At 67.8% G+C, this 26,742-nt stretch carries 22 protein-coding genes; 11 read left to right on the top strand and 11 right to left on the bottom strand.

Annotated features, from left to right (window positions below):
• Positions 1 to 10: 10 nt before the first annotated feature.
• Positions 11 to 1,240, bottom strand: a complete 1,230-nt coding sequence (locus GV161_RS18820) for an MFS transporter (RefSeq protein WP_152017133.1) — start codon at positions 1,238 to 1,240, stop codon at positions 11 to 13.
• A 182-nt stretch (positions 1,241 to 1,422) separates the two neighbouring features.
• Here GV161_RS18820 and dxs point away from each other — a divergent pair, with 182 nt between their 5' ends.
• The gene (gene dxs, locus GV161_RS18815; protein WP_152017132.1) at positions 1,423 to 3,333 is read left to right on the top strand and encodes a 1-deoxy-D-xylulose-5-phosphate synthase; all 1,911 of its coding nucleotides are present in this window, start codon (positions 1,423 to 1,425) and stop codon (positions 3,331 to 3,333) included.
• 99 nt (positions 3,334 to 3,432) lie between these two features.
• Positions 3,433 to 4,191 (top strand): TlyA family RNA methyltransferase, encoded by a 759-nt coding sequence (locus GV161_RS18810; RefSeq protein ID WP_152017131.1) that lies wholly within the window; start codon positions 3,433 to 3,435, stop codon positions 4,189 to 4,191.
• On the opposite strand, the gene GV161_RS18805 is transcribed toward GV161_RS18810, so the two are convergent.
• Positions 4,188 to 4,673, bottom strand: a complete 486-nt coding sequence (locus tag GV161_RS18805) for a hypothetical protein (RefSeq protein WP_152017130.1) — start codon at positions 4,671 to 4,673, stop codon at positions 4,188 to 4,190. The genes GV161_RS18810 and GV161_RS18805 overlap by 4 nt on opposite strands.
• Positions 4,674 to 4,759: 86 nt before the next feature.
• Here GV161_RS18805 and GV161_RS18800 point away from each other — a divergent pair, with 86 nt between their 5' ends.
• From GV161_RS18800 to GV161_RS18790, 3 genes are all read left to right on the top strand, one after another.
• A complete protein-coding gene (locus tag GV161_RS18800; RefSeq protein WP_152017129.1) occupies positions 4,760 to 5,518 on the top strand; it encodes an SOS response-associated peptidase in 759 nt (252 codons plus the stop codon).
• Between the two features lie 62 nt (positions 5,519 to 5,580).
• Positions 5,581 to 7,188: a gamma-glutamyltransferase gene (locus GV161_RS18795; protein WP_152017128.1), complete on the top strand. Its 1,608-nt coding sequence runs from the start codon at positions 5,581 to 5,583 to the stop codon at positions 7,186 to 7,188.
• Between the two features lie 57 nt (positions 7,189 to 7,245).
• Positions 7,246 to 8,388, top strand: a complete 1,143-nt coding sequence (locus GV161_RS18790; RefSeq protein WP_159650293.1) for an AGE family epimerase/isomerase — start codon at positions 7,246 to 7,248, stop codon at positions 8,386 to 8,388.
• Here GV161_RS18790 and GV161_RS18785 read toward each other — a convergent pair.
• From GV161_RS18785 to GV161_RS18775, 3 genes are read right to left on the bottom strand one after another with little or no spacing between them, the layout of a single operon-like run.
• A complete protein-coding gene (locus GV161_RS18785) occupies positions 8,385 to 9,017 on the bottom strand; it encodes a DUF4166 domain-containing protein (RefSeq protein WP_152017126.1) in 633 nt (210 codons plus the stop codon). The two genes, GV161_RS18790 and GV161_RS18785, sit on opposite strands and share 4 nt — an antisense overlap.
• A 3-nt stretch (positions 9,018 to 9,020) precedes the next feature.
• Complete coding sequence (locus tag GV161_RS18780; RefSeq protein ID WP_152017125.1) at positions 9,021 to 10,427, bottom strand: FAD-binding oxidoreductase; 1,407 nt, start codon at positions 10,425 to 10,427, stop codon at positions 9,021 to 9,023.
• Positions 10,428 to 10,446: 19 nt separating this feature from the next.
• Positions 10,447 to 11,688, bottom strand: a complete 1,242-nt coding sequence (locus GV161_RS18775) for a methyltransferase (RefSeq protein ID WP_244624267.1) — start codon at positions 11,686 to 11,688, stop codon at positions 10,447 to 10,449.
• Positions 11,689 to 11,783: 95 nt separating this feature from the next.
• Here GV161_RS18775 and GV161_RS18770 point away from each other — a divergent pair, with 95 nt between their 5' ends.
• The 3 genes from GV161_RS18770 to GV161_RS18760 are packed head-to-tail and all read left to right on the top strand — an operon-like array spanning position 11,784 to position 13,918.
• Positions 11,784 to 12,827, top strand: a complete 1,044-nt coding sequence (locus GV161_RS18770; protein WP_152017123.1) for a cysteine synthase A — start codon at positions 11,784 to 11,786, stop codon at positions 12,825 to 12,827.
• Between the two features lie 4 nt (positions 12,828 to 12,831).
• Positions 12,832 to 13,407 (top strand): hypothetical protein, encoded by a 576-nt coding sequence (locus GV161_RS18765; protein ID WP_152017122.1) that lies wholly within the window; start codon positions 12,832 to 12,834, stop codon positions 13,405 to 13,407.
• 4 nt (positions 13,408 to 13,411) lie between these two features.
• A complete protein-coding gene (locus GV161_RS18760; RefSeq protein WP_193219600.1) occupies positions 13,412 to 13,918 on the top strand; it encodes an MOSC domain-containing protein in 507 nt (168 codons plus the stop codon).
• Between the two features lie 9 nt (positions 13,919 to 13,927).
• On the opposite strand, the gene GV161_RS18755 is transcribed toward GV161_RS18760, so the two are convergent.
• From GV161_RS18755 to GV161_RS18745, 3 genes are all read right to left on the bottom strand, one after another.
• Positions 13,928 to 15,295, bottom strand: coding sequence for a dicarboxylate/amino acid:cation symporter (locus tag GV161_RS18755; protein ID WP_152017121.1), 1,368 nt, complete (start codon positions 15,293 to 15,295; stop codon positions 13,928 to 13,930).
• 187 nt (positions 15,296 to 15,482) lie between these two features.
• Complete coding sequence (locus GV161_RS18750; protein ID WP_152017120.1) at positions 15,483 to 17,261, bottom strand: SLC13 family permease; 1,779 nt, start codon at positions 17,259 to 17,261, stop codon at positions 15,483 to 15,485.
• Positions 17,262 to 17,300: 39 nt separating this feature from the next.
• Positions 17,301 to 18,290, bottom strand: coding sequence for a magnesium transporter CorA family protein (locus GV161_RS18745; RefSeq protein ID WP_152017119.1), 990 nt, complete (start codon positions 18,288 to 18,290; stop codon positions 17,301 to 17,303).
• Positions 18,291 to 18,542: 252 nt separating this feature from the next.
• On the opposite strand from GV161_RS18745, the gene GV161_RS18740 reads away from it, so the two are divergent.
• Positions 18,543 to 21,005 carry a methyl-accepting chemotaxis protein gene (locus GV161_RS18740; protein ID WP_159650292.1) on the top strand — a complete coding sequence of 821 codons (2,463 nt, stop codon included), beginning with the start codon at positions 18,543 to 18,545 and terminating at the stop codon, positions 21,003 to 21,005.
• A 10-nt stretch (positions 21,006 to 21,015) separates the two neighbouring features.
• Here GV161_RS18740 and GV161_RS18735 read toward each other — a convergent pair whose 3' ends face one another.
• Positions 21,016 to 21,876, bottom strand: coding sequence for an NAD(P)-dependent oxidoreductase (locus GV161_RS18735; protein ID WP_152017117.1), 861 nt, complete (start codon positions 21,874 to 21,876; stop codon positions 21,016 to 21,018).
• A 14-nt stretch (positions 21,877 to 21,890) separates the two neighbouring features.
• Positions 21,891 to 22,748: an SDR family NAD(P)-dependent oxidoreductase gene (locus GV161_RS18730; RefSeq protein WP_193219599.1), complete on the bottom strand. Its 858-nt coding sequence runs from the start codon at positions 22,746 to 22,748 to the stop codon at positions 21,891 to 21,893.
• A gap of 79 nt (positions 22,749 to 22,827) precedes the next feature.
• On the opposite strand from GV161_RS18730, the gene GV161_RS18725 reads away from it, so the two are divergent.
• Positions 22,828 to 23,619 carry a class I SAM-dependent methyltransferase gene (locus GV161_RS18725; protein WP_152017116.1) on the top strand — a complete coding sequence of 264 codons (792 nt, stop codon included), beginning with the start codon at positions 22,828 to 22,830 and terminating at the stop codon, positions 23,617 to 23,619.
• A gap of 20 nt (positions 23,620 to 23,639) precedes the next feature.
• On the opposite strand, the gene GV161_RS18720 is transcribed toward GV161_RS18725, so the two are convergent.
• The gene (locus GV161_RS18720) at positions 23,640 to 25,415 is read right to left on the bottom strand and encodes an acyl-CoA dehydrogenase (RefSeq protein WP_152017115.1); all 1,776 of its coding nucleotides are present in this window, start codon (positions 25,413 to 25,415) and stop codon (positions 23,640 to 23,642) included.
• A gap of 279 nt (positions 25,416 to 25,694) precedes the next feature.
• Here GV161_RS18720 and GV161_RS18715 point away from each other — a divergent pair, with 279 nt between their 5' ends.
• Positions 25,695 to 26,669, top strand: coding sequence for an L-threonylcarbamoyladenylate synthase (locus GV161_RS18715; RefSeq protein ID WP_152017114.1), 975 nt, complete (start codon positions 25,695 to 25,697; stop codon positions 26,667 to 26,669).
• Positions 26,670 to 26,742: the final 73 nt, after the last annotated feature.

The raw sequence follows: 26,742 nt of genomic DNA, 5'->3' as shown, positions 1-26,742 counted from the left end.
GCCCCCCTCCTCACGCGAGTTCGGAGAGGTCACGCAAGCGCGGCACCCGTGAGAAGCCGATGACGAGCAGCTGGATCAGGAAGCCTGCGGTCGCAAGCTGGAGGCAGGCCGCGATGCCGAGATGCGTCGCCACGGAGGCTCCGATCGCGGCGCCCACCGGGCGCGCGCCGAAGGTCGCGGTCATGATCAGGGCGGAGACGCGGCCGAGCATCGCATTGGGCGTGACCGCCTGGCGCAATGTCATCGTCGAGATCGTCCAGATGATCGGCCCGACGCCGAACAGGAAGAAGCTCGCCGCGACCAGATAGACGGAGGGAAACCAGAGCGTCGCAAGCATCACGCCGGCCGCACAGAGGCCGGCGAACGGCCCGAGCAGAATCAGCGTCCCGAAGGAGACCCGCCTGGAGATATGGGACGCGAGTGCTGCGCCGACGATCATCCCCGCACCGTAGATGCCCAGGGTGATGCCGACCTGCGTCGCGCTGAGGCCGAGATTCTGGACGGCATAGGCGACATAGACCGCCTGGAGAATGAACCAGGAGACGTTGAAGAAGACCGCCGTCGTCAGGATCGGCCTGAGCAGATCGTGGCCGGCGACGAAACGTGCGCCCTCCTTGAGATCATGCAACAGGTCGCGCCGCGGGCCGGACGGCGTCTCATCCTTCGGCAGGCCGGCCAGCAGGAACGCGGCGAGGATGGAGAGCCCGGCAGCCAGACCATAGGCCGTCGATATGCCGATCCAGCCGACGAGCGCCCCGCCGAGCGCCGGACCGCCGGCATAGGCGGCGCTGCGCGCCAGCTCCAGCCAGCGATTGGCGTCGGCGAGCTGCGCGCGCGGCACCACCGACGGAACGAAGGCCGGGGCAGCGACGCTGTAGCAGACAGTGCCGATGGCTCCGAGCGCACCGAGGACGCCCAGCCAGGTCAGGTTGAGGCTACCCAGAGCGAGCAGCAGCGGGATCGCCAGCAGCGAAACCGCACGCAGCGCTTCCGTGCCGACCATGAGCCGGCGCCGCGAGGCGCGATCGACCATCAGGCCGGCCGGAATCGACAGCAGGAGAAACGGCAAGGTCTGCGCCGTCTGCAGCCAGCCGGTCTCGGCCGGCCCCGCCGCCAGCAGGAGGACAGCGGCCAGAGGGGCCGCGGCCAATGCGACCTGCTCGGAGAACTGGGCAAAGAGATTGGACCAGCCGATGCGGCGAAATGCCGTCGGCAGGGGCGTGATATCGGCCGGTTGCATGACCTGATGTCCTCGAAAGCAGTGATGAGGACACTAAAAAGCCCTACCGGCGTGGGAACCACCCGTTTCGTGGGAAGGCAAGACGCTCGCGGTGATCACGGGTGGAACTTCCAACTCTGGTTTGCCAGCGCGCCACGCAGGCTCTATTTCCAGATCGTCCCAGCGAAGGATCAGACAGCTTCGTGCCCCGTCCTGCTACGCCGCTCCTCGATACGGTTCACAATCCCGCCGACATGCGGGCGCTCGACGACGCGCAGTTGCGCCAGCTCGCCGACGAGCTCCGGGCCGAGACGATCGACGCCGTCTCGGTCACCGGCGGCCATCTCGGCGCCGGCCTCGGCGTGGTCGAGCTCACCGTCGCGCTGCACCATGTCTTCGATACGCCGCGTGACCGGCTGATCTGGGATGTTGGCCATCAGGCCTATCCGCACAAGATCCTGACCGGCCGCCGCGCCGAGATCCGCACCTTGCGTCAGCCGGGCGGGCTCTCAGGCTTCACCAAGCGCGCGGAGAGCGAATACGACCCGTTCGGCGCCGCCCATTCCTCGACCTCGATCTCGGCCGGGCTCGGCATGGCGGTCGGGCGCGACCTCGCCGGCGGGAAGAACAACGTCATCGCCGTGATCGGCGACGGCGCCATGTCGGCCGGCATGGCCTATGAGGCGATGAACAATGCCGGCGCGACCGGCTCGCGGCTGATCGTCATCCTCAACGACAACGACATGTCGATCGCGCCGCCGGTCGGGGCGATGTCGGCCTATCTCGCCCGCCTCGTCTCCGGCCGGACCTATCGCTCATTGCGCGAGGTCGCGAAATACCTCGCCGAGAGGCTACCGCGCTTCTTCCATGAGAAGGCGAAGCGGACCGAGGAATATGCCCGCGGCTTCTGGACCGGCGGCACGCTCTTCGAAGAGCTCGGCTTCTACTATGTCGGCCCGATCGACGGGCATAATCTCGACCATCTGCTGCCGGTGCTGCGCAATGTCCGCGATGCGCAGACCGGGCCGATCCTGGTCCATGTCGTGACGCAGAAGGGCAAGGGCTATGCCCCCGCCGAGGCCAGCGCCGACAAGTACCATGGCGTCGTCAAGTTCGACCCCGTCACCGGCCAGCAGGCCAAGGCGCCGGCGAATGCACCGAGCTACACCAACGTCTTCGCCAACGCCTTGATCAAGGCGGCGCGCGAGGACGAGAAAATCGTCGCGGTGACCGCCGCAATGCCGTCCGGCACCGGGCTCGACGCCTTCGGCAAGGAATTCCCGGGCCGCACCTTCGACGTCGGCATCGCCGAGCAGCACGCGGTGACCTTCGCCGCTGGCCTGGCGACCGAGGGCTTCAAGCCGTTCTGCGCGATCTACTCGACCTTCCTGCAGCGCGCCTATGACCAGGTCGTGCACGACGTTGCCATCCAGAAGCTGCCGGTGCGCTTCGCTCTCGACCGGGCCGGGCTGGTCGGCGCCGATGGCGCGACCCATGCCGGCGCCTTCGACGTCGCTTATCTGGCCTGCCTGCCCGACATGGTGGTGATGGCAGCCGCCGACGAGGCCGAGCTGACCCATATGGTCGCGACCGCGGCCGCCTATGACGACGGGCCGATCGCCTTCCGCTATCCGCGCGGCGAAGGCGTCGGGGTCGAAATGCCCCAGCACGGCGTACCGCTCGAGATCGGCAAGGGCCGGATTGTCAAGCAGGGCACGCAGGTCGCCCTGCTCTCGCTCGGCACGCGCCTCGCCGAATGCTTGTCCGCCGCCGAGCAGCTCGGCCAGCGCGGGCTTTCGACCACGGTTGCCGACGCCCGCTTCGCCAAGCCGCTCGACGGGGAGATGATCCTCCGCCTCGCCCGCGATCATGAGGTGCTGGTCACGGTCGAGGAAGGCTCGGTCGGCGGCTTCGGCAGCCATGTCCTGCAATTGCTGGCGCGCGAGGGCGCGCTCGATCGCGGCCTGAAGATCCGTAGCCTGGTGCTGCCCGACATCTTCCAGGACCACAACAAGCCCGAGGTGATGTACGCGCAGGCCGGGCTCGACGCCGCCGGGATCGTGCGCACCGTCGAAAAAGCGCTCGGCCCCGCCAGCGCCATCCGCCGCGCCTGACGCATGACCGCCGGCCTGCCGCGCCGGGCATGATATTATCGTACCCGGCGGTTCCGCCGGGTACGATAATATCGATTCCAAACGTTTAGAGCGGGGCTGATGCGAAAAACCGGTTCCCACTTTTCCGCACCCCGCTCTAGGGCCGACCTTCTCCTGGTCGAGCGCGGCCTGTTCGAGAGCCGAGCGAGGGCGCAGGCGGCCATCGCCGCCGGTCTGGTCAGCGCCGATGGCGTCGTGCTGCGAAAAGCCTCGGAGACGGTTCCGGATACCGCGTCGATCGAGGCGCAGTCGGCGCATCCCTACGTCTCGCGGGGCGGGGTGAAGCTCGCCGCGGCACTCGACGCCTTCGGCTTCGATCCGGACGGGCTGACCTGCCTTGATGTCGGCGCCTCGACCGGCGGCTTCAGCGACGTGCTGCTCCGGCGCGGAGCGGCGCACGTCTACGCCATCGATGTCGGCCAGGCGCAATTGCACGAGAGCCTGCAAGGCCATCCCCGCCTGACCAGCCTCGAGCGCCAGGACATTCGCACGCTCGATCCCGGCCTGTTCGCTGAAGCTCCAGCGCTCGCCGTGATCGACGTCAGCTTTATCTCGCTGAAGCTGGTGCTGCCGGCGGTGGCGCCACTGCTCGCCGCCAAAGCGCGGCTGGTCACGCTGGTGAAGCCGCAATTCGAGACCAAACGCTCGGCGCTGAAGAAGGGCGTTTTGCGCGACGAAGCGCTGCAGCAGCAGATCTGTACGGAGATTGCGGATGTGGCCGCCGGCCTCGGTTTCGCCATCGCGGGCCTCATCCCCTCCCCGATCGAGGGCGGCGACGGCAACCGCGAATTCTTGCTCGGCGGTGAGCGATCAGCCTAACCCGCCATCACGGCGTCGATATCGGCCTGCACCGCATTTGGATCGATATAGGCGGCCTCGCCCTGGCCGTTGGCGTTGATGAAGGCGGTGGCGCGAGCGATCAGGCGGCGCAGCGACAGGCTGGCGACATCGACGATCAGCCCGGGATCCTCCTCCACCGGCATCTCGTCGAGCAGCGCCGTCGCCGTATAGATCAGGCGGTCCATGGCGGTGCAGAGTGCATCGAAGCTCTGGGCCTCGCGCTGCCCCAGCCGATGATAGGCCGCCATCGCCTCGCCGGCGCAACGCAGCGGCGAGGTGGCGAAATGCTCGATATAGCCGACAGCGCGCCAGGCCTTGAGATCGCCGACGATCTCGCGGTCGATGGGCACCATCTCCAGCAGCATCAGCGCCTCGCTGTGCCGATTGAGGTAGTCGGTCGAAAGCTGCGGAGCTGTCCAGTCCGCCGCGGTCGGTGATGTCTCGGTCGCGGAAGCAGACATGAAGGGCCCCGAAGCGGCGCGACTATGCTGTGCCAACCGCAAACAAAGTCTTGATCCGGTCACGATAAGACGGAACACATCCTGCGATGTGTGGTCGCTATGCCATTACCTTGCCGCCGGAGGCGATGCGCGAGGCCTTCGCCTATCGCGAGCAGCCGAATTTCCCGCCGCGTTACAATATCGCGCCGACGCAACCCGTGCCGATCGTCCGCCTCGACGAGGGTCGCCGGCAGTTCATCCTGATGCGCTGGGGCTTCATCCCGGGCTGGGTCAAGGATCCCAAGGACTATCCTTTGGTCATCAATGTCCGCAGCGAGAGCGCCAGCGAGAAGCCGTCCTTCCGCGCCGCCCTCACCCGCCGGCGCTGCCTGATGCCGGCGGATGGATTCTATGAATGGCATCGCCTCGGCGAGGGCCGCCAGCAGGAAAACCGGCCTTATCTCTTCCGCAAGCCGGATCGCGGCTTATTCGCCTTTGCGGCTCTGTGGGAGACCTGGCACAGTCAGGACGGCTCCGAGATCGACACGGTCGCGATCGTCACCGGCCCGGCGAACGGGCAGATGGCGGCGATCCACCACCGCTCGCCTGTCGTCGTGCCGCTCGAGGCGTTCGACGCCTGGCTCGACCCTTCGGCGGAACCTGCGACCGTGCAGAGCCTGATGCGCCCGCCGCCCGACGATTTCTTCGAGATGTTCCGGCTCGGCGCCAGCGTCAACAAGGTCGCCAATGACGGCCCGGAGGTACAGGAGCCGTTCGATCCGGCTTCGGAACCGGTCCCCGCTCCAAAGCCCGCCATGCGTTCCCGTCGGGGCGGCCCCGACGATGCGCAGGGCAGCCTGTTCTAGCGCTGGCCATGGCGGCGCGCTTACTCTGGTCCCAAACGAGACCAACAGAGGGAACGCACGAGATGGATGGCCGCCGCCCGACGATGAGCTCTCTGCACGGCATGGTCGCCGCCGCCCACCCGCTGGCGGCACAGGCCGGCGCGCGCATCCTCAGCCAGGGCGGCAACGTCTTCGACGCGGTCGGCGCGGTCGCCTCCGCGCTCAACGTGGTCGAGCCGTTCATGTCGAGCCTCGCCGGGATGGGCTCGGCGATCATGTGGGTCGCCGCCGAGAAGCGCGTGCGCGTGCTCGATTTCGTGCCGCCCGTGCCGGAGAGCTTCCCGCTCGAACGCTTCACGCAGCGTTCCGAGCTCGAGCGCGGGGCACTTGCAGTGGCTCCGCCCGGCAACCTCGCCGGCTGGTGCGAACTCAACCGTGCCTATGGCCGGCTGTCGCTGGAGCAGATTTTCGCGCCGGCGATCGCGCTCGCTCAGGACGGCTTCCCGATTGCCGAGTTCGGCGTGATCGAGTTCAACGAGCAGGCGCCGCTGCTGCGTGAACGACCCGAACTCTATGAGAATTGGGCGCGCAATTATCTGCGCGACGGCGGGACCAGCGTCGCGCTCGGGCAGATCCTGCGCCAGCCCGAGCTGGCGTCGACCCTGCGCGACATCGCCGCGAAGGGGCCTGGCCATCTCTACCAGGGCGCGCTCGGCGAGACGATCACCAACCATCTCAAGGCGCAGGGCGGCACGCTGACCATGGCCGACCTCGCCAAGGTCAAGCCGAACTGGCGCGAACCGCTCGCCGCCGCCTATCGCGGCCGGCAGGTGCATGTGCCGCCGCCGGCTTGCGAAGGCTTCCAGTTCCTGTTGACCCTGCGCATCCTCGACGGCTTCGACCTCGGCAAGCTCGAGCGCAATGGCACCGAACATCTCGACATCGTCTACCGCGCCATCCGCCTCGCCGCCGGCATCCGGATCACGCACAACAACCCCACGCCCGAGAAGCTCGCCGAAATCCTCTCGGACTCCTTCGTCGAGCGGCTGCGGGCGCGGGTGCGCGACGGCGGGCCGATCGATGGGCCGACCGAGCAATGGATGCCGCAGGCCCCGGCAGGCGAGGACCCCGGACACACCACCTCCTTCTCGATCGCCGATCGCGAGGGCAACCTGATCTGCGTGACGCAGAGCATCGGCAGCCCGTTCGGCAGCGGCGTCGTGGTGCCGGGCACCGGGCTTTGCCTCAACAACTTCCTCTACTGGGCCGACGTCCAGCCTGGCAGCCCGAACCGCTCGCTGCCGGACTCTGAGCTGCCTATGTGCATGTCGCCGACGCTCTCGACCAGGGATGGCGTGCCCGTCCTCGCGCTCGGCACGCCCGGCAGCTACGGCATCATGCAGACGCAGGTTCAGGCCATGGTCCAGCATGTCGATTTCGGACTGCCGCTGCAGGAGGCAATCGAGGCGCCGCGCGCCCGGCTCTGGGACGGCCGCGAGGTCGAAGTCGAGAACCGGGTGGCATCGGCGACGATCGCAGCGCTAGCCGAGCGCGGGCACGGCATCTTCGCCAATGAGGGCGGCTGGACCATGCGCGTCGGCGGCATGCAGGCGGTGTCGCGCGATCCGGCGACAGGCCGACTCACCGGCGCCTGCGATCCGCGCCGCGACGGCTATGTCGCGACGCCCTGAACGGCCTTTGCGCTGGATCGAGCCTGCCTCATACGCAGCCCCAAGGATGGAAGCATTTTGAGCGCCGCCCCAGATGATCTGCATGCTTGGCTGACCACCACGTTGCTGCCGGGCTGGATCGAGCGTGCCTTCGATCCCGCGCGGCCCGGTTTCGTCGAATATCTCGGGCCGGATGGAACGTTCGAGACCAGCGATCTGCGCACGACGCTGGTTACGGCACGGCTGACCTATGTCTTCAGCCACGCGCATCTGCTGGGGGTCCCGGGAGCGCTTGCCGCCGCGCGCCACGGCCTCGCCTTCCTGACCAGCGTCTGCCGGGGCGCCGATGGGCGTTTCGTCCATTCCTGCACGGCGCATGGCGAGGCCGTCGACGGCAAGACCGACTTCTACGATCTCGCCTTCGTCCTGTTCGCGCTCGGCTGGTTCGCCAAGGCGACCGGCGAGACGGACGTGCTGGCCATCGCCGGCGAGGTGATGGATTTCCTCGATGGCGAGCTGGCGCATCCGGCCGGCGGCTTTCGCGAGGATACGCTGGACACGCAGCCGCGGCGGCAGAATCCGCATATGCACCTGCTCGAGGCCTGCCACGCCCTCGCGGCGGTGTCGCACGACCCGCGCTGGCTGGCGACGGCCGACAGGCTCGTGCGGCTGATGCAGGAGCGGATGCTGGACGCCAATGGCACGCTCGGCGAGTTTTTCGGCAAGGACTGGGCGGCCTTCCCGGGCTCGCGCGGGCTGATCCGGGAGCCCGGTCATCATTTCGAATGGACGTGGCTGCTCTATCACCACGAGCAGCTGACCGGTTCGAGCGAGGCTCGCGAGACGGCCCGCAAGCTCCATGCGTTCGGGCAGCGTCAGGTCGACGCCCCCGCCAGTTCATCGCGGCTGGTCGTGAACGAGGTAGACCCGACAGGGCGTGTACTGAATGGCGCTGCGCTGCTCTGGCCGCAGACCGAATACCTGAAGGCGCTGGTCGCGCGGATCGAATTCGAAGGTGATGCTGATGCCGCAGTACGGCTCGACCGGCATCTGCGCCTGATGTTCCGGCACTTCATCGACGCCAAGAGCGGAATCTGGGTCAACCAGCTCGACGACGAGGGGCGGCCGATCAGCGAGCGGGTGCCGGTCCGCGTGCTCTATCACCTCGTGTTGGCGCTCGCCGAAGTCTGCCGCGTCACCAAGCGCGGCTCTGCCTCCTAGGCACTCCCGCCCAGGGGCACGTCCTCGTCCGGCAGCGCAAAGACACCGCTATAGCGGAACAGCTCGCCGAACAGCGGATGCTTCAGCGTCATCCGCATGCTGAAACTGCGCTCGTCGATCGGCAGTTCCTCGATATAGCCGGTGCCGAGGAGAAGACCGACGGGCAGCGGCAAGTCGTGACCGAAGAGCCGCCAGACATAGCCTTCGTCGCGGAAGACCAGGGCCCCCTCTTCCGCCGTCACCCTGAGGCGCATGCCGACGCCGAAGCGGACGAACTCGATGACGCGGTTCGCTCCGGTCTGCTGCATGTGCGAGCGGAAGTGAAAAGGCTTGCGACCGGCAAAATGGAATACGCGGTTCCAATGCAATGTCCCGTCGCCCGGCTGCGCGGTGTAGTGGACTTCGATCGGCACGTCGCGGCCGCGATAGGGCACCAGCGCGCCGACGATCCGGGCGAAGGGCAGCAGCAGCCGGGCGAAGGCACTGTGCTCGACTTCGTGCATCACCCCTTTGACGCAGATGTAATCATCGCTGAACGACCGCAGGAAGTAGTGACGCCAGATGACCTCGCCGAGCCGGTGCCAGTCCTCGCCGAGCACCTCCTGGAAGACCGGCCGGCGCTCGCTCATGCGCTACAGCACCGAGCCGGGATTGAGCACGCCCCTGGGATCGAGCGCCGCCTTCACCGTCCGCATCAAGTCGAGCTCGACCGGGTCCTTGACGCCGGGCAGGAGTGAGCGCTTGAGGCGGCCGATGCCATGCTCGGCCGAGATCGAGCCCTTGAGCTCGGTGACGATGGCGTGCACGGCCTCGTTCATCACACCCCAGCCGGCGAGATAGGCGGCCTTGTCGGCGCCGACCGGCTGGCTGACGTTGAAATGGATGTTGCCGTCGCCGAGATGGCCGAAGGGCACCGGCCGGCAGCCCGGCACCAGCGCCTCGACCTTGGCGATGGCGCGCTTGAGGAATTCCGGCGTCGCCTGGATCGGCACCGAGACATCGTGCTTGATCGAGCCGCCCTCATGGGTCTGCACCTCCGAGAGCATCTCGCGCAACTTCCAGAGATCGGCGCGCTGGCCGAGCGAGCCGGCAAGCACGGCATCGGTGACGAGCCCCTCTTCCAAGGCTTCGCCGAGGAAGGTCTCGACCGCGTCGGTGAGTCCGGATTCGACCTGGGCCGAGACCTCCATCAGCACGTACCAGGGCGACGGCTCGGACAGCGGGTCGCGCGCGCCGCTGGCATGGCGGACGACGAAATCGAGGCCGATGCGCGGCATGATCTCGAAGGTGGTGAGCGTGCCGCCGGCGCTGGCCTTGGCCTTGTTCAGGAGCGCAAGCGCGGCTTCCGGATCAGGCACGGCAAGAAAGGCGGTGGCGCGCGCCGCCGGCAGCGGGAAGAGCTTCAGCACGGCAGCAGTGATGATCCCGAGCGTGCCCTCCGAGCCGATGAAGAGGTTCTTGAGGTCGTAGCCGGTGTTGTCCTTGCGGAGCTGGCGCAAGCCGTTCCAGACGCGGCCATCGGCGAGGACGACCTCGAGGCCGAGGCAGAGCTCGCGGGCGTTGCCATAAGCGATCACCGCCGTGCCGCCGGCATTGGACGAGAGATTGCCGCCGACCGTGCAGGAGCCTTCCGAGGCGAGCGAGAGCGGGAAGAGCCGCCCAGCCGCCTCGGCCGCCTCCTGCGCCTTCTGCAGAATGACACCGGCCTCGACGGTCATGGTGTCGCCGGCGGCATCGACCGAACGGATCCTGTCGAGCCGCTGCAGCGACAGGATGATCTCCCTGCCTTCTGCGACCGGGACCTGGCCGCCGACCATGCCGGTATTGCCACCTTGCGGCACCACCGTCGTGCCGGTCTCGCTCGCCCATTTCATCACGGCCGAGACCTCGGCGACGGAGCCCGGCCGGACCACAGCCTGCGCCTTGCCGTGGAAGAGACCGCGGGGCTCCTTGAGGTAAGGCACCATCGCGTCGGCGTCGGTGATGACGTTCCTGGCACCGACGATGCCGGCCAGAGCTTCGATAACGGACGCGCTCATCCTGCCTCCGGAAACCTGATCACTTGCGGCCGGCGCTCTTTCGGAAGACGCCGACGAGTTCGATATGGGCGGAATAGCGGAACTGATCGACCGGCGTCACGCGCTCAAGCGCATAGCCGCCTGCGACCAAAAGCGCCGCATCGCGGGCGAAGCTGCCGACATCGCAGGAGACATAAGCCACCAAAGGTACCTTCGACGCCGCAAGCCGCTTGACCTGCGCTTCCGCACCGGCGCGCGGCGGGTCGAGCACGACCGCGTCGAAGCCGTTGAGCTCATGCTCCAGCAGTGGCCGGCGGAAGAGATCGCGCTGCTCGACCGCGACCGGCTTCAGCCCTTGCGTATGGTTGGCGGCCCGGCTCAGCGCCTGGATCGCGGCCTTGTCGCTCTCGAAGGCGCAAACCTGCGCCTTATCGGCAAGCCGGACGCTGAACGGGCCGCAGCCGGCGAAGAGATCGGCGACGCGCTTCGCCCTCGGGATCGCTTCCAGCACCAGGCGTGACAGGGTCGCCTCGCCCTCCGCGGTCGCCTGCAGGAAGCCGCCGGGCCCCGGCGTCACCGTCGCCATGCCCATCAACTGGAAGGGCGCACGCCGCTCCACGATGATCTCACCATGCATGGCGAGGCGGGCGAGATCGAGCCGCTCGGCCGCCTCGGTCAGGGCCCGGCGCAAGCTGTCACCCGCCGGGCCGTGGCCGCGAATATCGACGTCGAGCCCGGCCTGCGAGGCGGTGAGCTGGATATCGAGCGGCTTGTTCGAGGAGCGCAGGCGGTTGGCCAGGAGCTGCGCCACGACGGGCGCCCGCTCCAGCCCCGGTGCCAGCACCGGGCAGGCCTCGACCTCGACCAGATCATGGGTCCTCGCCGCCATGAAGCCGACGCGCATGCCATCATCCTCGCGGCGGGCATGGAAGGTGACGCGCCTGCGGCCAGCGCCATGCGCATCGAGGAGCGGAGCGACTTCGGTTTCCAGCCCGGCACGTGACAGCGCCGTTATCACCTGCTGGCGCTTCCATTCGGCATAGAGGCCCTCACCCATATGCTGCACGGCGCAGCCACCGCAGCGGGTGAAGAGCGGGCAAATCGCGGCGATGCGCGAAGCCGAAGGCGTCAGGATCTCGACCATCTGCGCCCTGTCGCCATCGCGCACGGCCCGCACGTTTTCGCCCGGCAGCGCGAACGGCACGAAGACCTGACCGTCCGCCGTGTCGGCGACGCCGTCGCCGCGCTGGCCGAGCCGCGCGATCGTGAGCGTTTCATTCATGGCGAGGGCGGACATAGGGTGCTGGGCTCGTGACGTGATTGCGGGTTTGGCCTATCAGGTGCCGAGCGACAGGGAAATGGCTGGAGTTGCCTGACATGACTATCCGCAACGGCGTCGTCGAAGCGATCGGCAACACACCCCTGATCAAATTGAAGCGTGCCTCGCAGGAAACCGGCTGCGAGATCCTCGGCAAGGCCGAGTTCATGAACCCCGGCCAGTCGGTCAAGGACCGCGCCGCGCTCGCCATCATCCGCGACGCCGAAAAGAGCGGCGCGCTGCGGCCCGGCGGGGTCATCGTCGAGGGCACGGCCGGCAACACCGGCATCGGTCTCGCACTGGTCGGCAATGCGCTCGGCTATCGCTCGGTGATCGTCATTCCGGAGACGCAGAGCCAGGAAAAGAAGGACATGCTGCGGCTCGCCGGCGCGACGCTGGTCGAAGTGGCGGCTGTCGGCTACGTCAACCCGAACAACTATGTGAAGGTCTCGGGCCGCCTTGCCGAGGAGCTGGCGAGAACCGAGCCGAACGGCGCGATCTGGGCCAACCAGTTCGACAATGTCGCCAACCGCCAGGGCCATATCGAAACGACCGGCCCTGAGATCTGGCAGCAGACCGACGGCAAGGTCGACGGCTTCGTCAGCGCGGTCGGTACCGGCGGCACGCTCGCCGGCGTCGCGATCGCGCTCAAGGGCTTCAATCCGAAGATCCGGATCGCCCTCGCCGACCCGATGGGTGCAGCGCTCTACGCCTATTACACCACCGGCGAACTCAAGGCCGAGGGTTCCTCGATCACCGAGGGCATCGGCCAGGGCCGGATCACCAAAAACATTGAGGGCGCGCCGATCGACGTCGCCTTCCAGATCCCGGACGAGGAGGCGATTCCGCTCTGCTTCCAGCTGCTGGAGGAAGAGGGCCTCTGCCTCGGCGGCTCCTCCGGCATCAACGTCGCTGGCGCGATCCGGCTGGCGAAGGAGATGGGCCCCGGCCACACCATCGTGACCATCCTCTGCGACTACGGCACGCGCTATCAGTCGAAGCTGTTCAATCCCGAGTTCCTGCGCTCGAAGAACCTGCCGGTGCCTGGCTGGCTGGAGCGCGATGGCGGGCTGAAGGACGTGCTCGCCAAGGTACTGGCCTGACGCCGTGCTGCTCGATCGGCGCACGCTCCAGGGCATCGCCGAGGGCAACATCACGCAGGTACTGCGCCGCTGGCGCCGGCCCAGCGTCAAGAGCGGCGGCACGTTGCTGACCGCGATCGGCCAGCTCGCCATCGATGCGGTCCAGCGGATCACGGAAGACCAGCTCGATGCGGCCGATGCGAGGGCCGCTGGCTTCGAAACGCGCGAAGCTGCGCTCGCCGCGCTGACCGGCCGCGAGGGCAGCCTCTACCGCATCCGCATTTGTCTCGCCGGCCCCGATCCACGCGAAGCCTTGCGCTTTGCGGGGGAGCTAACCGAAGTCGAAACGAGCGAGTTGATCGCTCGCCTCGGCAGGTTCGATGCCCGCCGCCGCTGGACACATGTCACATTGCGGGTGATCGCGACCCATCCGGGACGTCGCGCGCTGGAGCTCGCCGCCTTGCTCGGCCGCGACGTGCTGCCCTTCAAGCAGGATGTCCGCAAGCTCAAGGCGCTGGGGCTGACTGAAAGCCTCGATGTCGGCTATCGGCTCTCTCCGCGCGGCGAAGCTCTGCTGTCGCGCCTCGGGCCGGGATCCTAACCTGATGCTCAACCCCACCTCGCCGCTCGCACGCCTGACTGAAGCTCCCATACGACTGGGCCGCATCGTCTGGATCGGTCTCAGACCGGCACGACGCGCCGTCATGACAGTCACCGACCTGGCAACGCTGGACGAAAGGCAAGGCCTGATCGGCGATCACTACAGCAGCCGCACCGGCGGGGCGCGTCACGTCACCGTGATCCAGCAGGAACATCTTGCCGCCATCGCCAGCCACCTTGGCCTCGCCACGGTCGCGGCCGATCTGCTCCGACGCAATATCATCGTGGCCGGCATCAATCTGTTCGCCCTGAAGAACCACCGCTTCTCGCTTGGCGAGGCCGTGCTGGAATGGACCGGCGAATGCCATCCCTGCTCACGGATGGAGGAGGTTCTCGGCCAGGGTGGTTACAACGCCGTGCGCGGCCATGGCGGCATCACGGCACAGGTCATCGAAAGCGGAACCATCGTGATCGGCGACAGGCTGGAGCGGCTCCCCGCAACCAGCCTGTAACGGGCGACGTCAGGCCGTCTGCGCCCCGGCCTCGATCGCTTCGATATCCCCGGCGCGATCATATTGCGCCTGATCGAGCATGCCCTGCCGCTTGGCGACGATGGTCGGCACCAGCGCCTGGCCGGCGACGTTCACAGCGGTGCGGCCCATGTCGAGAATCGGGTCGATCGCCAGCAGCAGGCCGACGCCGGCGAGCGGCAGGCCGAGCGTCGACAAGGTCAGCGTCAGCATCACCGTCGCGCCGGTGAGGCCCGCGGTCGCGGCCGAGCCGATCACCGAGACGAAGGCGATCAGCACATATTCCTGGATGCCGAGCGGGACGCCGTAGAACTGCGCGACGAAGATCGCCGAGATCGCCGGATAGATCGCGGCGCAGCCATCCATCTTGGTGGTAGCGCCCAGCGGCACGGCGAAGGCGGCGTATTCGCGGGGCACGCCGAGGCTCTTCTCGGTCACGGCCTCGGTCACCGGCAAGGTGCCGACCGAGGAGCGCGAGACGAAGGCGAGCTGGATCGCCGGCCAGGCGCCGGCGAAGAAGCGCAGCGGCGAGAGCCCATGCAGGACGAGCAGCGCCGGGTAGACGATCAGCAGCACGATCGCGAGGCCGAGATAGATCGCAAAGGCGTACCAGGAGAGCTGCTGCAGGGTCTGCCAGCCATATTGAGCGACGGCATTGCCGAGCAGGCCGATCGTGCCGATCGGCGTCAGCCGGATCACCCACCACAGGATCTTGCGCGTGATCGCCAGCAGCGACTCGTTGAAGGCAAGGAAGCTGTTGGCGCGCTCGCCGACCTTCAGCGCCGCGACGCCGACGACGATCGAGATCACCAGCAGCTGCAGCACGTTGAAGCCGAGCCGCGTCGTCGCCGCACCGCCATCGATCCGGGTCGAGGCCTGCAGGCCGAGCATGTTGGCGGGGACGAGGCCCTTCAGGAAGTCGAGCCAGGAACCGACCGAGCCCGGCGCCTTGGCGCTGGCGGCAAGCACGCCGGAATTGATGCCGGGCTGAATGATCAGGCCGAGCGCGATGCCGATCAGGACGGCGATGAAAGCGGTGAGCGCGAACCAGAGCAGCGTCTGCCAGACCAGGGCGGCGGCGTTGGAGAGCTGGCGGAGATTGCTGATCGAGGCGACGATCGCAGTGAAGATCAGCGGCGGCACCAGCGCCTGCAGCAGTTGCACGAAGATCGAGCCGGTCGTCGCGAGCGTCGTGGTCAGGGCGTTAGGCTGCCCGGCCGCGTCCGGGCCGATATTGCGGGCGATCCAGCCGAGCACGAGCCCGATCACCATGGCCGCCAGGACCTGGAAACCGAAGCTGGCATAGAACGGCTTAGCGCCGGCGGTCGCCGCGCCGGCTCGGGACGTCACTGTGGTCATGATGGGAACTCGTCAATCGCCGCAGTGCGGCTGAAGATATCTGCCGCTTACATAAGCACCGCGGCAACTTGCGGGAAGCCAGATACGTCCATATTGCGCCGCCAGAACAGCAGAACTGCTCTCCATGGAAACGCTCCGCGGAGAATTATTTTCTCCTGGCCCGTTTCGATGTCCGCGAATGCCCCGTTCAGCGCAGCGGCCAGACGAAGATGATCAGCGGCACCGCGAGCAGGATCACCAGCAGGGACAAGGGCGCGCCGAGCCGCGCATAGTCGCCGAAGCGATAGCCGCCCGGCCCCATCACCAGCGTGTTGCACTGGTGGCCGATCGGGGTGAGGAAGTCGCAGGCCGCGCCGATCGCGACCGCCATCAGGAAGGCATCGGGATTGTAGCCGAGCGTCTTGGCGAAGCCGGCGCCGATCGGCGCCATCACTAGCACCGTCGCGGCATTGTTGAGGAAGGGCGTCACCGCCATGGCGGCGATCAGCATCAACCCGACAGCCCCCCAGCCGGGCAGGCCGGCGCCGACCTGCGCCAGCAGGCCCGCGAAGACGTCGGTCGCCCCGGTGACGCGCAAGCTGTCGCTGACCGGGATCAGCGCCGCCAGCATCACTAGGATGGGCGCTTCGACCGACTCATAGGCATCGCGCAAGGTCAAGGCGCGGGTCACCAGCAGGAGCACCGCAGCGGCGAAGAAGGCGATCGCCACCGGCAGCAGACCGAGCGCGACGACGGTGACCGTGGCGGCGACGATCGTGCCGGTGACGAAGCGGCGCCGCGTGCTGCCGAGCTGAAGGCTGCGCGCCGCCAGCGGCAGCAGCCCGAGCTCGCGCAGGCGCTCGGGCAGCAGGTCCTCGTCGCCCTGCAGCAGCACGACATCGCCGGCGCGCAGGCGGATATCGCGCAGGCGCTCGGTGAAACGCTCGCCGGCGCGGCTGATGCCGAGCAGGTTGATGTGGAAGCGCGCGTGCAGGTCGATCTCGGCAGCGCTCAATCCCTCAAGCAGCGAGCCTTGCGTGACGATCGCCTCGCCGGTTCGCGCGGGATCGAGCGAGCCTTCCTTCTGCGTCGAGCGATGCTGACCGGTGAGCTCGAGTTCGCCCGCGGCGACAACCCGCTCCAACGCCTTGGGCTCGCCGCGCAGCAACAGGATATCGCCGGCGCGCAGGCTGGCATCGGGCAGCGGCGCCCGGCGGCGCTCGCCATCGCGCAAGATCGCGACGACCTCGACTTCGCCATCGCCCGGCCTCCTGAGGTCGGCAACCGTCTTGCCTGTGAGCGGCCCCTTCTCGGGCAGGCGCGCCTCGGTGACGTAATCCTTGATGTCGACGGCCTGGTCGAGCGAGCGCGAGCCCTGGCGATCCTTCGGCAGTAAGCGGTAGGCGACGCTGAGGAAGGCGCAACCGGCGAGCGCGATGCCGATGCCGACCGGGGTGAAGTCAAACATGGCGAAGGGCTCGCCACCGAGTTCCTGCCGCACGCGAGCGACGATGACGTTCGGCGAGGTTCCGACGAGCGTGACGATGCCGCCGAGCAGCGAGGCGAAGGCCATCGGCATCAGGAAGACCGAAGGCGATTTCCCGTCCTTGCGGGCAAGTTGATAGGCGATCGGCAGCATCATCGCGAGCGCGCCGATATTCTTGATGATCGCCGACATGGCGGCGACGACGAAAACGAGGACTGCGACCTGCGCCTGCGTCGAGCGCAGCAGCGGGGAGATGCGGGCGAGCGCGGTCTCGACCAGCCCGGAGCGCGCCACCGCGGCGCTGACGATCAGGGCGCTGGCGACGATGATGACGATGTCGTCGGAGAAGCCCTTGAAGGCTTCGTTGGCCGGCACGACACCGAGCGCGACGCCTGCCAGCAGCGCCAGGAGCGCGACCACGTCGTAGCGCAGCTTGCCCCAGACGAAGGCCGCCATCATCGCGGCGACCAGGGAGCAAGACAGAATCTGAGGCAGCGTCATGTAAGGCAAGCTATCCGAAGGCGCGCCGCCCCGGCACGGTCAAAGCCACTTTTTCCAGCGGAAGAACAGATAGGGCAGCACGGCGAAGAGAATCATCAGGCCGACTGCCATCGGGTAGCCGAGCTGCCATTCCAACTCCGGCATGGTCTTGAAGTTCATCCCGTAGATCGAGGCGATCAAAGTCGGCGGCATCAGCGCGACCGAGACCACCGAGAACAGCTTGATGATCTTGTTCTGCTCGATGCTGACCAGGCCCAGCGTCGCGTCGAGCATGAACTGCAGCTTGCTCGACAGGAAGGTGGCGTGCTCCTCGATCGCCTGGACGTCGCGCAAGGCGGAGCGCCATTCCGGGTTGAAGCCGCCGGCCGCCTTCTTGGTGCGCTTGAAATTGGCAGAGAGGTATAGCAGCACGCGCTCGACCGAGACCATGCTCTCGCGCACATTCGAGATGATGTGCTCGTACTGGCCGATCTTGCGGACCACGGCCTGATAGACGCGGCCCTGCTCGACGCTGGCGCTGTCGCCGTCGAAGATCTGGCGCGAGCGCATGTCGATGCGGTCGCCGACGCCGCGCAGCACCTCGGCGGCGCGGTCGACGATCGCCTCGATCAGCCCCTCGATCACGCCGGCCGGTTCGAGCTCGCAGCCGCCCGGCTTGGTGACGCGGTTCTTGAAGATGTTGAAGGCGCCGGGCTCGTCATAGCGCACCGTCACCAGCGCCTTCTCGGTCAGGATGAAGGTGACGTCGGCGAGGCGCGGGACGTTGGTGTCGGACTGGCAGATGATCCGCGCCGTCATGTAATGCGCGCCGTTCTCGGCATAGATGATCTCGGACGGTTCGAGATCATGCATCTCCTCCCGCGTCGGGATCGAGATGCCGAGATGCTGCTCGACCTTGGCATCCTCCGGCGCGGTCGGATTGAGCAGGTCGATCCAGATCGCGCCGGGCGGAATCTCGTCCTCGACGGCAAGGGTGCGCGGCGCGAGCTTGTCGCCGCTCGTCTGGCAGATGCCGTGGATCAGGAGCATGGCCGGTCGTCCGGAATCGGGCGCCACAGGGCGCGATTTGCACTGCACCAACTCCAAACGTCCGGCAGTGTCAAACCGATGACGTATCGGGGGCAGTTGCCGAATCGACAGGGTACCCACGCAATCGAGGGGCGTGCGCTCGGCGGATATGTGGTTAGCATAAAATAAATCGCTGGATGAGACACTTAACAGATCAGTCGCTCCTCCGGATTTGTCATGTTCAGCGCCGCGAAAAACCTCAGCATCAAGACTATGCTCCTGACTGTGCTCGGCCTCGCCAGCGCAGCGATCGTCACGCTCTCAACGCAGGCGCTCTGGCAGGCCTGGACACGCCACAACACGGCCGTCGAGGTTTCTGCTCTCGCTGATCTGAACAAGGCCTATTTCACGGCGCTGCAGAACCTGCGCTACGAGCGCGGCAATGGCGCGAGCGCGCTGACGATGCCCACTGACAAGAACGGCGGCATGATCGAAGACGTGCTGACGCGGCGCAAGCGGCTCGATGACGCCGTCGCGACGGCGCAGACGATCGTCCGGAGCAACGGCTACGACATCGCGCAGGCCGTCTCGAAAGAGATCGACGGCCATGTCGCAGCGCTCAAGCCCTTGCGGGCGAAGATCGACGGCAACTGGAAGCTGCCGCTGGACGCGCGGGAGAAGGAGCTGGCCGGGGCCAGCATGGCCCAGACCGGCAAGTTCCTGAGCGCGCTCGAGGCCGCCTCGGCGACGCTGGAGGAACGCATCCTCGCGCTCGACGCCAGCTTCGCCAACCTGACCTCCGTCCGTTCGATGGCCTGGGCCGCACGCTCGCTCAGCGGATCGTCGACGATCGTCCTCAACAACGCCGTCGCCCAGGACCGGCCGCTGGACGCCAAGGAAAGCAATGCCGTCCTTGTCAACGATGCGCGCATGGAGTTCGCCTGGGGCGTGGTGAGGCAGCTCATCGGCCAGGCCAGCACGCCGCAGGCGCTCAAGGACGCGCTCACCACCGCCGAGAACACCTATTTCGGCGGGGCCTTCAAGGCGACGCGGGCCGATCTGGTCGCCAATGCGACCGGCGGGCGCAAGCCTGCGATCAATCCCGATCAATGGCGTGACCAGATCGTCGCCGCCTCCGAGACCGTCGGCGCCGTGGCGAGCCGCGCCATCGATGTCGTGTCGGATGTGGCTGACGCGAAGGCCGCGGCTGCGATGCGCTCGCTCGTCATGTACGGGCTCGTGCTCCTGGCAGCGCTGGCGCTGGCGCTCATCGGGCTCTGGCTGGTGCAGAGCCGCGTGACTCGCCCGATCACCGCGCTGACCGCTTCGATGAAGCAGCTGGCTCAGGGCGATTTCTCGACCGAGGTCATGGACAATGGCCGCGATGACGAGATCGGCGGCATGGCGGCCGCCGTGCGGGTGTTCAAGGAGAACGGGCTGCGCGTGCAGGCCCTGGAGGCGCAGGAGCGCGCCGCCGCGGCCGAGCGGGCGGCACGGACCGAAGCCATGGTCGCCGTGGTCAGCGATGTCGGAACGGTCGTCGCGGCGGCGGCGGCCGGCGACTTCAGCGCGCGCCTGCGCCTGGAAAGCGCCGACGCGCAGATGCAGCAGCTGGTCGACGGCATCAACCAGCTCAACGCCGTGGTCGACGGCGCGACCACCGAGTTCGCCGACATCCTGGCATCAGTCTCGCAGGGCGATCTGACCCGCCGGATCGCGACCAGCTATCAGGGCCGCTTCGCCGAGCTGAAGCACTCGGTGAACGAGACGGTCGAGCGGCTCTCGGACACGATCGGCGGCATCCAGGCGACGACTTCCCAGGTCTCGGCCTCGGCCCGCGAGATCAAGGCGGGCGCCGACGATCTCGCCAAGCGGACCGAGGAGCAGGCCGCTTCGCTGGAGGAGACGGCTGCGACAACCGAGGAGCTCGCGGCGTCGGTCAAGGCCAGCGCAAGCTCCTCAAAGGTGGCGGCATCGTCCTCCGACGAGGCCACGAACGTGGCGCAGCAGGGCGGCGCGATCGTACAGAACGCCGTCGAGGCGATGGAGCGGATCGAGGCCGCCTCGCGCAAGATCACCGACATCACCTCCGTCATCGACGGCATCGCCTTCCAGACCAACCTGCTGGCGCTGAACGCCGCGGTGGAAGCCGCACGCGCCGGCGATGCCGGCAAGGGCTTTGCTGTCGTCGCCTCGGAGGTCCGGACGCTGGCGCAGCGCTCCGCCGAGGCCTCCAAGGACATCACCACCCTGATCCAGTCCTCGACCACCGAGATCGAGGAAGGCGTGAAGCTGGTCCGCTCGGCCGGGACGGTGCTCGACAAGATCGTCACGGCCTCCCGGCAGGTCGCGGCGACCGTGGTCGAGATCTCGGCAGCGGCAGGCGAGCAGGCGAATGGCATCGACGAGATGAGCCAGACCGTCGCCCATATGGACGAGATGACCCAGGCGAACGCGGCGCTGGCCGAGCAGAGCGCCGCCTCCGCCGCCTCGCTCGCCGACCAGATCCACAGCCTTGATCAGCTCGTCGCCGCCTTCCGCATCGCCGGCAGCAATGCGCATTCGACCAACGAGCCGGAGCGCCTGCGCAACCTTGCCGCTGTCGCCATGTCGGAGACCCGCTCGTCGGCGCCACGCGCGCCGGCGCGGAAGGCACAACCCGCCCCCGCAGCTCCGGAGCCCGCCCGCAAGGTCGCGAACGGCGGAGCGCGGGACCGCGAGTGGGAAGAGTTCTGAGCCTTCGGGCTCAGACGCCGCCCTTCACCCCCTGAGGCGGCTTGATCTCCTCGGGCACGAAGAAGTCCGGCATCAGCGGCACCGACGGATCGACGCGATAGGGCGTGAAGTCGGTGACGCCCTCGCCGGCCATGAAGTTGTCGTCGATCAGGAAGTTGCCCGAGAAGCTGCGCGAGGGCTTGTTGAAGACCATGTAGGCGGCGTCGGCCAGCATCTCCGGCGTACGGCTCGCCTGCACCATCTTGTCGCCGCCGAGCAGGTTCTTCACCGCCGCGGTCGCGACCGTGGTGCGCGGCCAGAGCGCGTTCACGGCGATGCCCTTCGGCGCCAGCTCGCCGGCGAGGCCGAGCACGCACAGGCTCATGCCGTATTTCGCCATGGTGTAAGCGAGGTGCGGCGCGAACCAGCGCATCTTCATGTCGAGCGGCGGCGACAGCATCAGGATGTGCGGGTTCTCCGCCTTCTCCAGATGCGGGATCGCGTATTTCGAGACCATGAAGGTGCCGCGCGTGTTGATCTGGTGCATCAGATCGTAGCGCTTCATGTCGGTCATCTGGGTGTTGGTCAGCGAGATCGCGCTGGCATTGTTCACGACGATGTCGAGGCCGCCGAAGGTCTCTGCTGTCTTGGCGATCGCCTCGGCGACGCTTTGCTCGTCGCGGACATCGACCATCAGCGGCAGGCACTTGCCGCCGGCCGCCTCGATCTCGGCGGCGGCGGTATAGATCGTGCCTTCGAGCTTCGGATGCGGCTCGGCCGTCTTGGCGGCGATGGTGACATTGGCGCCGTCACGCGCCGCCTTGATGGCGATGGCGAGCCCGATGCCGCGCGATCCGCCGGTGATGAAGAGCGTCTTGCCCTTGAGCGACATGGTGTCCTCCCTCGTTAACTCTGCAAGCTGAACCGGTCCGGCTGGCTGCCGTCCGCATCGGTGAAGCCATAGGCGCGGGCCAGATCGGCGACATGCAGCACCTGCCCGGAATGACGCGCGACATCCGGGTCCGCCGCCAGCGCCGCGACCGCGCCGCCGGCATAGAGCGGCGTCTCGGTGGTCTCATCGGCCATGCCGGCATCGCGGACCCGCTCGGTCAGGACATGACCGGGCGACAGGCCGAGCGCGGTGACGCCATAGGGCTTCAGCTCCTGCGCCATCGCCAGCGTCAGCCGGTTCATCGCCGCCTTGGACAGGTCGTAGAAGACATCGCCGAGATAGCCAGAGGCCGTGTCGAAGCTCACGGTGACGATCAGCCCCCGGCGCATCTGCACCATCGCCGGCGCGACGGCGCGCGCCAGCAGCAATTGCGCATAGACGCCGCTCTCGAAGCTCTGGCCGAGCCGCGCGACCGGGCGGCGCCAGAAGGGCGCGCCGAAGGCCGAGCCGTCGGAGTAACGCTCGCCATCATAACCTTCATTGCCGCCCCAGACCGCGTCGACGACGCAATCGAGCCGGCCGAAGCGGCGTAAGCACCAGGCGACGAGCTGGTCGACCTCGCGCTCGTTCGTATGGTCGCAGCGATAGGGCTCGCCGCGGCCACCGGCAGCCTCGACCTCGCGGGCGGTGTCCTCGAAGGTCTCGGAGCGCTGGTCCGTGCGCGGGCCGGCCTCGCTGGAGCGGCCGGTGACGATTACGGTGGCGCCGGCCTGGCCGAGCGCTCGGGCGATGCCGCGCCCAAGCCCGCGCGAGGCGCCGGCGACGAGGCAGACTTTGCCGGCGAGCGGCTTCAGCGGGCTGTCATCGTTCATTGCGACAAGCCTCGCGAACAGGCTGGCGCAATGCGAGCGGCTCCGCTAGAAGCCCCTCCCCCGAACGGCGAGGACGATCATGGAAGCGAGCGAAGTCGCGGCCTGCTGGGAGGCCAACGCCGAAACCTGGACCCGGCAGGCGCGGGCCGGCTACGACCTCTACCGGGACGCCCAGAACACCCCGGCCTTCTTCGCCAATCTGCCCGATATCGACGGGCTGGACGGCCTCGACATCGGCTGCGGCGAGGGCTCGAACACGCGCAAGCTCGCCGAGGCCGGTGCGAGCATTACCGCGATCGACATCGCCCCGACCTTCATCCGCCATGCGCAGGAGGCCGAGGCCGCCACCCCGCTCAGGATCACCTATCGCGTCGCCGACGGCATGGCGCTGCCCTTCGCCGACGCCTCGTTCGATTTCGCCACCGCCTTCATGTCGCTGATGGACATGCCGCACCAGGACCGCGTGCTCGCCGAGGCCAAGCGGGTGCTGAAGCCGAGCGGCTTCCTGCAGTTCTCGATCCTGCATCCCTGCTTCGCCACGCCCGGCCGTAGGGTGATGCGCGACGAGGCCGGCAACGTGCTCGGCATCGAGGTCCGCGAGTACTTTCGCATCAGCGATGGCGAGATCGAGAGCTGGCGCTTCGGCGCCGCGCCGGACGAGGAGAAGGCCAGGGTCGAGCCGTTCCGGGTGCCGCGCTTCCACCGCACGCTGAGCGACTGGATCAACCTCCTGGTCGCGACCGGCTTCCGGATCGAGCACATGCACGAGCCGGGTGTGGATGAAGCGACGGCCAAGGCCGTGCCCTATCTCGCCGACACCTATATCGCACCGCTCTTCCTGCACATGCGCGTGCGGAAGCCGGTGCGATAGGTCAGGCGCGGCAAGCGGCGTCACGCCGCGAAGACCGCAGCCGCATCCTCGACTGCGCCGGCGCCCTCGGTCACCGCGAGCTCCAGCGCGGTGGCTTCGCCGACATGATGCTCGGCATAGAAGCGGGCGGTGGCGAGCGCCGCCGCGCCCTGATCCTCGCCCTGCAGTGCCAGCGCCTTCTTCGCCAGGCCGGTACCGCCCTGGGCGAGTGCGAACAGCTTGAGATAGGGCGTCGCGCCAGCGAGCGCGCTCGCCTGATCGATACCCATCGTCGCCAGCATCCATTCGGTCGCGCGTTCGAGCGAGTCGACGGCGGCGCCGAGCCGCGCGGCGCTGTGGCCGAAGCCCGGCGTATTGGCCTCGCGGACAGCAGCGACGACGCCGCGCATCTCGCCGATCAGCGCCTTGACGGCATCGCCATTGGAGAGCGGCAGCTTGCGCAGCACGAGGTCGATCGCCTGGATGCCGTTGGTGCCCTCGTAGATCGTGGCGATGCGGGCGTCGCGCAGATGCTGGGCCGCGCCGGTCTCCTCGACATAGCCCATGCCACCATGGACCTGGACGCCTACGGAAGCGACCTCGACGCCGATATCGGTGGCGTAGGCCTTGGCGACCGGCGTGATGATCGCGGCGCGCTCGGCCGCCGCCTTGCGCCTGGCCTCGTCGGGCTCGCGATGCGAGCGGTCGAGCAAGGCGGCGAGAAGCAGCGAAAGCGTGCGCGCAGCCTGCGTCTTGGCACGCATCTCCATCAGCATGCGGCGGATGTCGGGATGGACGATGATCGGGCTCATCGGCGCGCCCTTCGGCGCATCGAGCGCTGTGCCCTGCTTGCGCTCCCGGGCGAAGGCGAGCGCCTGCTGATAGGCGCGCTCGGCGATGGCGACGCCCTGCACCGCGACGTTGAGGCGGGCATTGTTCATCATCGTGAACATGCAGGCGAGGCCGCGATTCTCCTCGCCGATCAGCCAGCCGATCGCGCCGCCCTCGTCGCCGTAGCTCATGGCGCAGGTCGGCGAGGCATGGATGCCGAGCTTGTGCTCGACGCCGGTGCAGCGGACATCGTTGCGCTTGCCGAGCGAGCCGTCGGCATTGACCAGGAATTTCGGCACGAGGAAGAGCGAGATGCCGCGTGTGCCGGCAGGGGCATCGGGCAGGCGGGCGAGGACGAGATGGACGATATTGTCCGTCATCTCGTGATCGCCATAGGTGATGAAGATCTTCTGGCCGCTGATGCGATAGGTGCCGTCACCGGCGCGCTCGGCCTTGGAGCGCAGCGCGTTGAGATCCGAGCCGGCCTGCGGCTCGGTCAGGTTCATCGTGCCCATCCACTCGCCGGAGACGAGCTTGGCGAGATAGGTCTCCTTCAGATAGTCGGAGCCATGGGCATGCAGCGCCTCGATCGCGCCGACCGTCAGCAGCGGGCCGAGCGCGAAGGCGAAGGCGGCCGAATTCCACATCTCGGTGCAGGCCGACTGCACCAGGGTCGGCAGGGCCTGGCCGCCATAGGCCTCCGGCCCGGGCAGCGCGTTCCAGCCGCCTTGTGCCCAGGCGTGATAGGCTTCCTTCCAGCCCGGCGGGGTGACGACCGTGCCGTCCTTGAGCTTGGAACCGACGCGATCGCCAACGACATTGAGGGGCGCGAGGACATCGCCGGCGAACTTCGCGGCCTCCTCCAGCACCGCCTCGGTGACGCCATCCGCCAGCTCCGGTGCCAGCCCCTCCGAGATCAGGGCGTCGAGCCCGGCGACATGGCGCATCGTCGCCAGGATATCCTCGACCGGAGCACGGTACGACATCGCTTACCTCCCTCGGCGCCCGCGCAGCATGGCGGGGCGTTCGTCTCGTTACGTTGACGGCGATGCTAGCCGCGAACTATGCGCTTGCCCACGCGCTAGAGCCGGATCCGACCAGATTGAATCAATCTGGTCGGTGAATCCGTCTCCAACTAAGAGATAGAGAACGCTTTTCCGATCGGCTTGCATTGCAAGCTGATCGGAGCGTGCTCTATGCGGCGCGGTCTCGCACATGCCATCCCGGCATTGTTATAGTTTACATATGAACTTTCAAGAGAGACCGTGACAGGAACTCGTCAGACCCAACGCCTTTCCGCCGACGAGGTTGGCATCGCCGCCGCCGCGGAACTGCTGCGCGCCGGCAAGCTGGTCGCCCTGCCGACCGAGACCGTCTACGGGCTCGCCGCCGATGCCAGCGACGACCGCGCGGTCGCCTCGATCTACGCCGCCAAGGAGCGCCCGAGCTTCAACCCGCTGATCTCGCATCTGCCGGATGTCGATGCTGCCAGGCGCCAGGGCCTGTTCGATGCACCGGCACTGGCGCTGGCGAAGGCGTTCTGGCCGGGCCCGCTGACGCTGGTCGTGCCCGCCTCCAGCGCCTGCACGATCTGCAGCCTCGCCCGTGCCGGGCTCGACAGCGTTGCGCTCCGGGTGCCGTCGCATCCGGTGGCGCGCGCTGTCCTGCAGGCGGCGGGCCGGCCGATCGCCGCGCCCTCGGCCAATCGCTCCGGCCGGGTCAGCCCGACGCAGGCCGACCATGTCCTCGCCGATCTCGACGGGCGCATCGACGCCGTGCTCGACGCCGGGCCGACGGCGGTCGGGATCGAATCCAGCATCGTCGCCTGCCTCGGCGGCGCCCCGCGCCTGCTACGGCCAGGCGGCGTGCCGCGGGCGGCGCTGGAAGCGGTAATCGGACAGGCGCTAGTCATCGTCGAGGAGGGCGGCGCAGCGCCGATCGCCCCGGGATTGCTCGCCTCGCATTATGCGCCCCGCGCGGCCGTCAGGCTCGACGCAGAGGCACCACGACCGGGGGAAGCCTGGCTCGGCTTCGGGCCGGAGCCTAACGCCGCCCTGCCCGCGCTCGCCTTCAACCTGAGCCCAACCGGCGATCTGACCGAGGCCGCCGCCAATCTCTTCGCCGCGATGCGTCGGCTCGACAATCAGCGCCCGGCCACGATCGCTGTGGCGCCGATCCCGATGCAGGGCCTTGGCGAAGCGATCAACGACCGGCTGCGCCGCGCCGCCGCGCCGCGCTGAGATCGGCATTATCGCCGGAGACCCGCTTGCAATTCCGCAAGATCTGGCAATGCTGCGCGCGGAGTTGCCGGAG

The sequence above is a fragment of the Bosea sp. 29B genome, assembly GCF_902506165.1.
In the GTDB taxonomy this organism is placed as follows: Bacteria; Pseudomonadota; Alphaproteobacteria; order Rhizobiales; family Beijerinckiaceae; genus Allobosea.
This window is presented reverse-complemented; position numbering and strand designations above follow the sequence as displayed.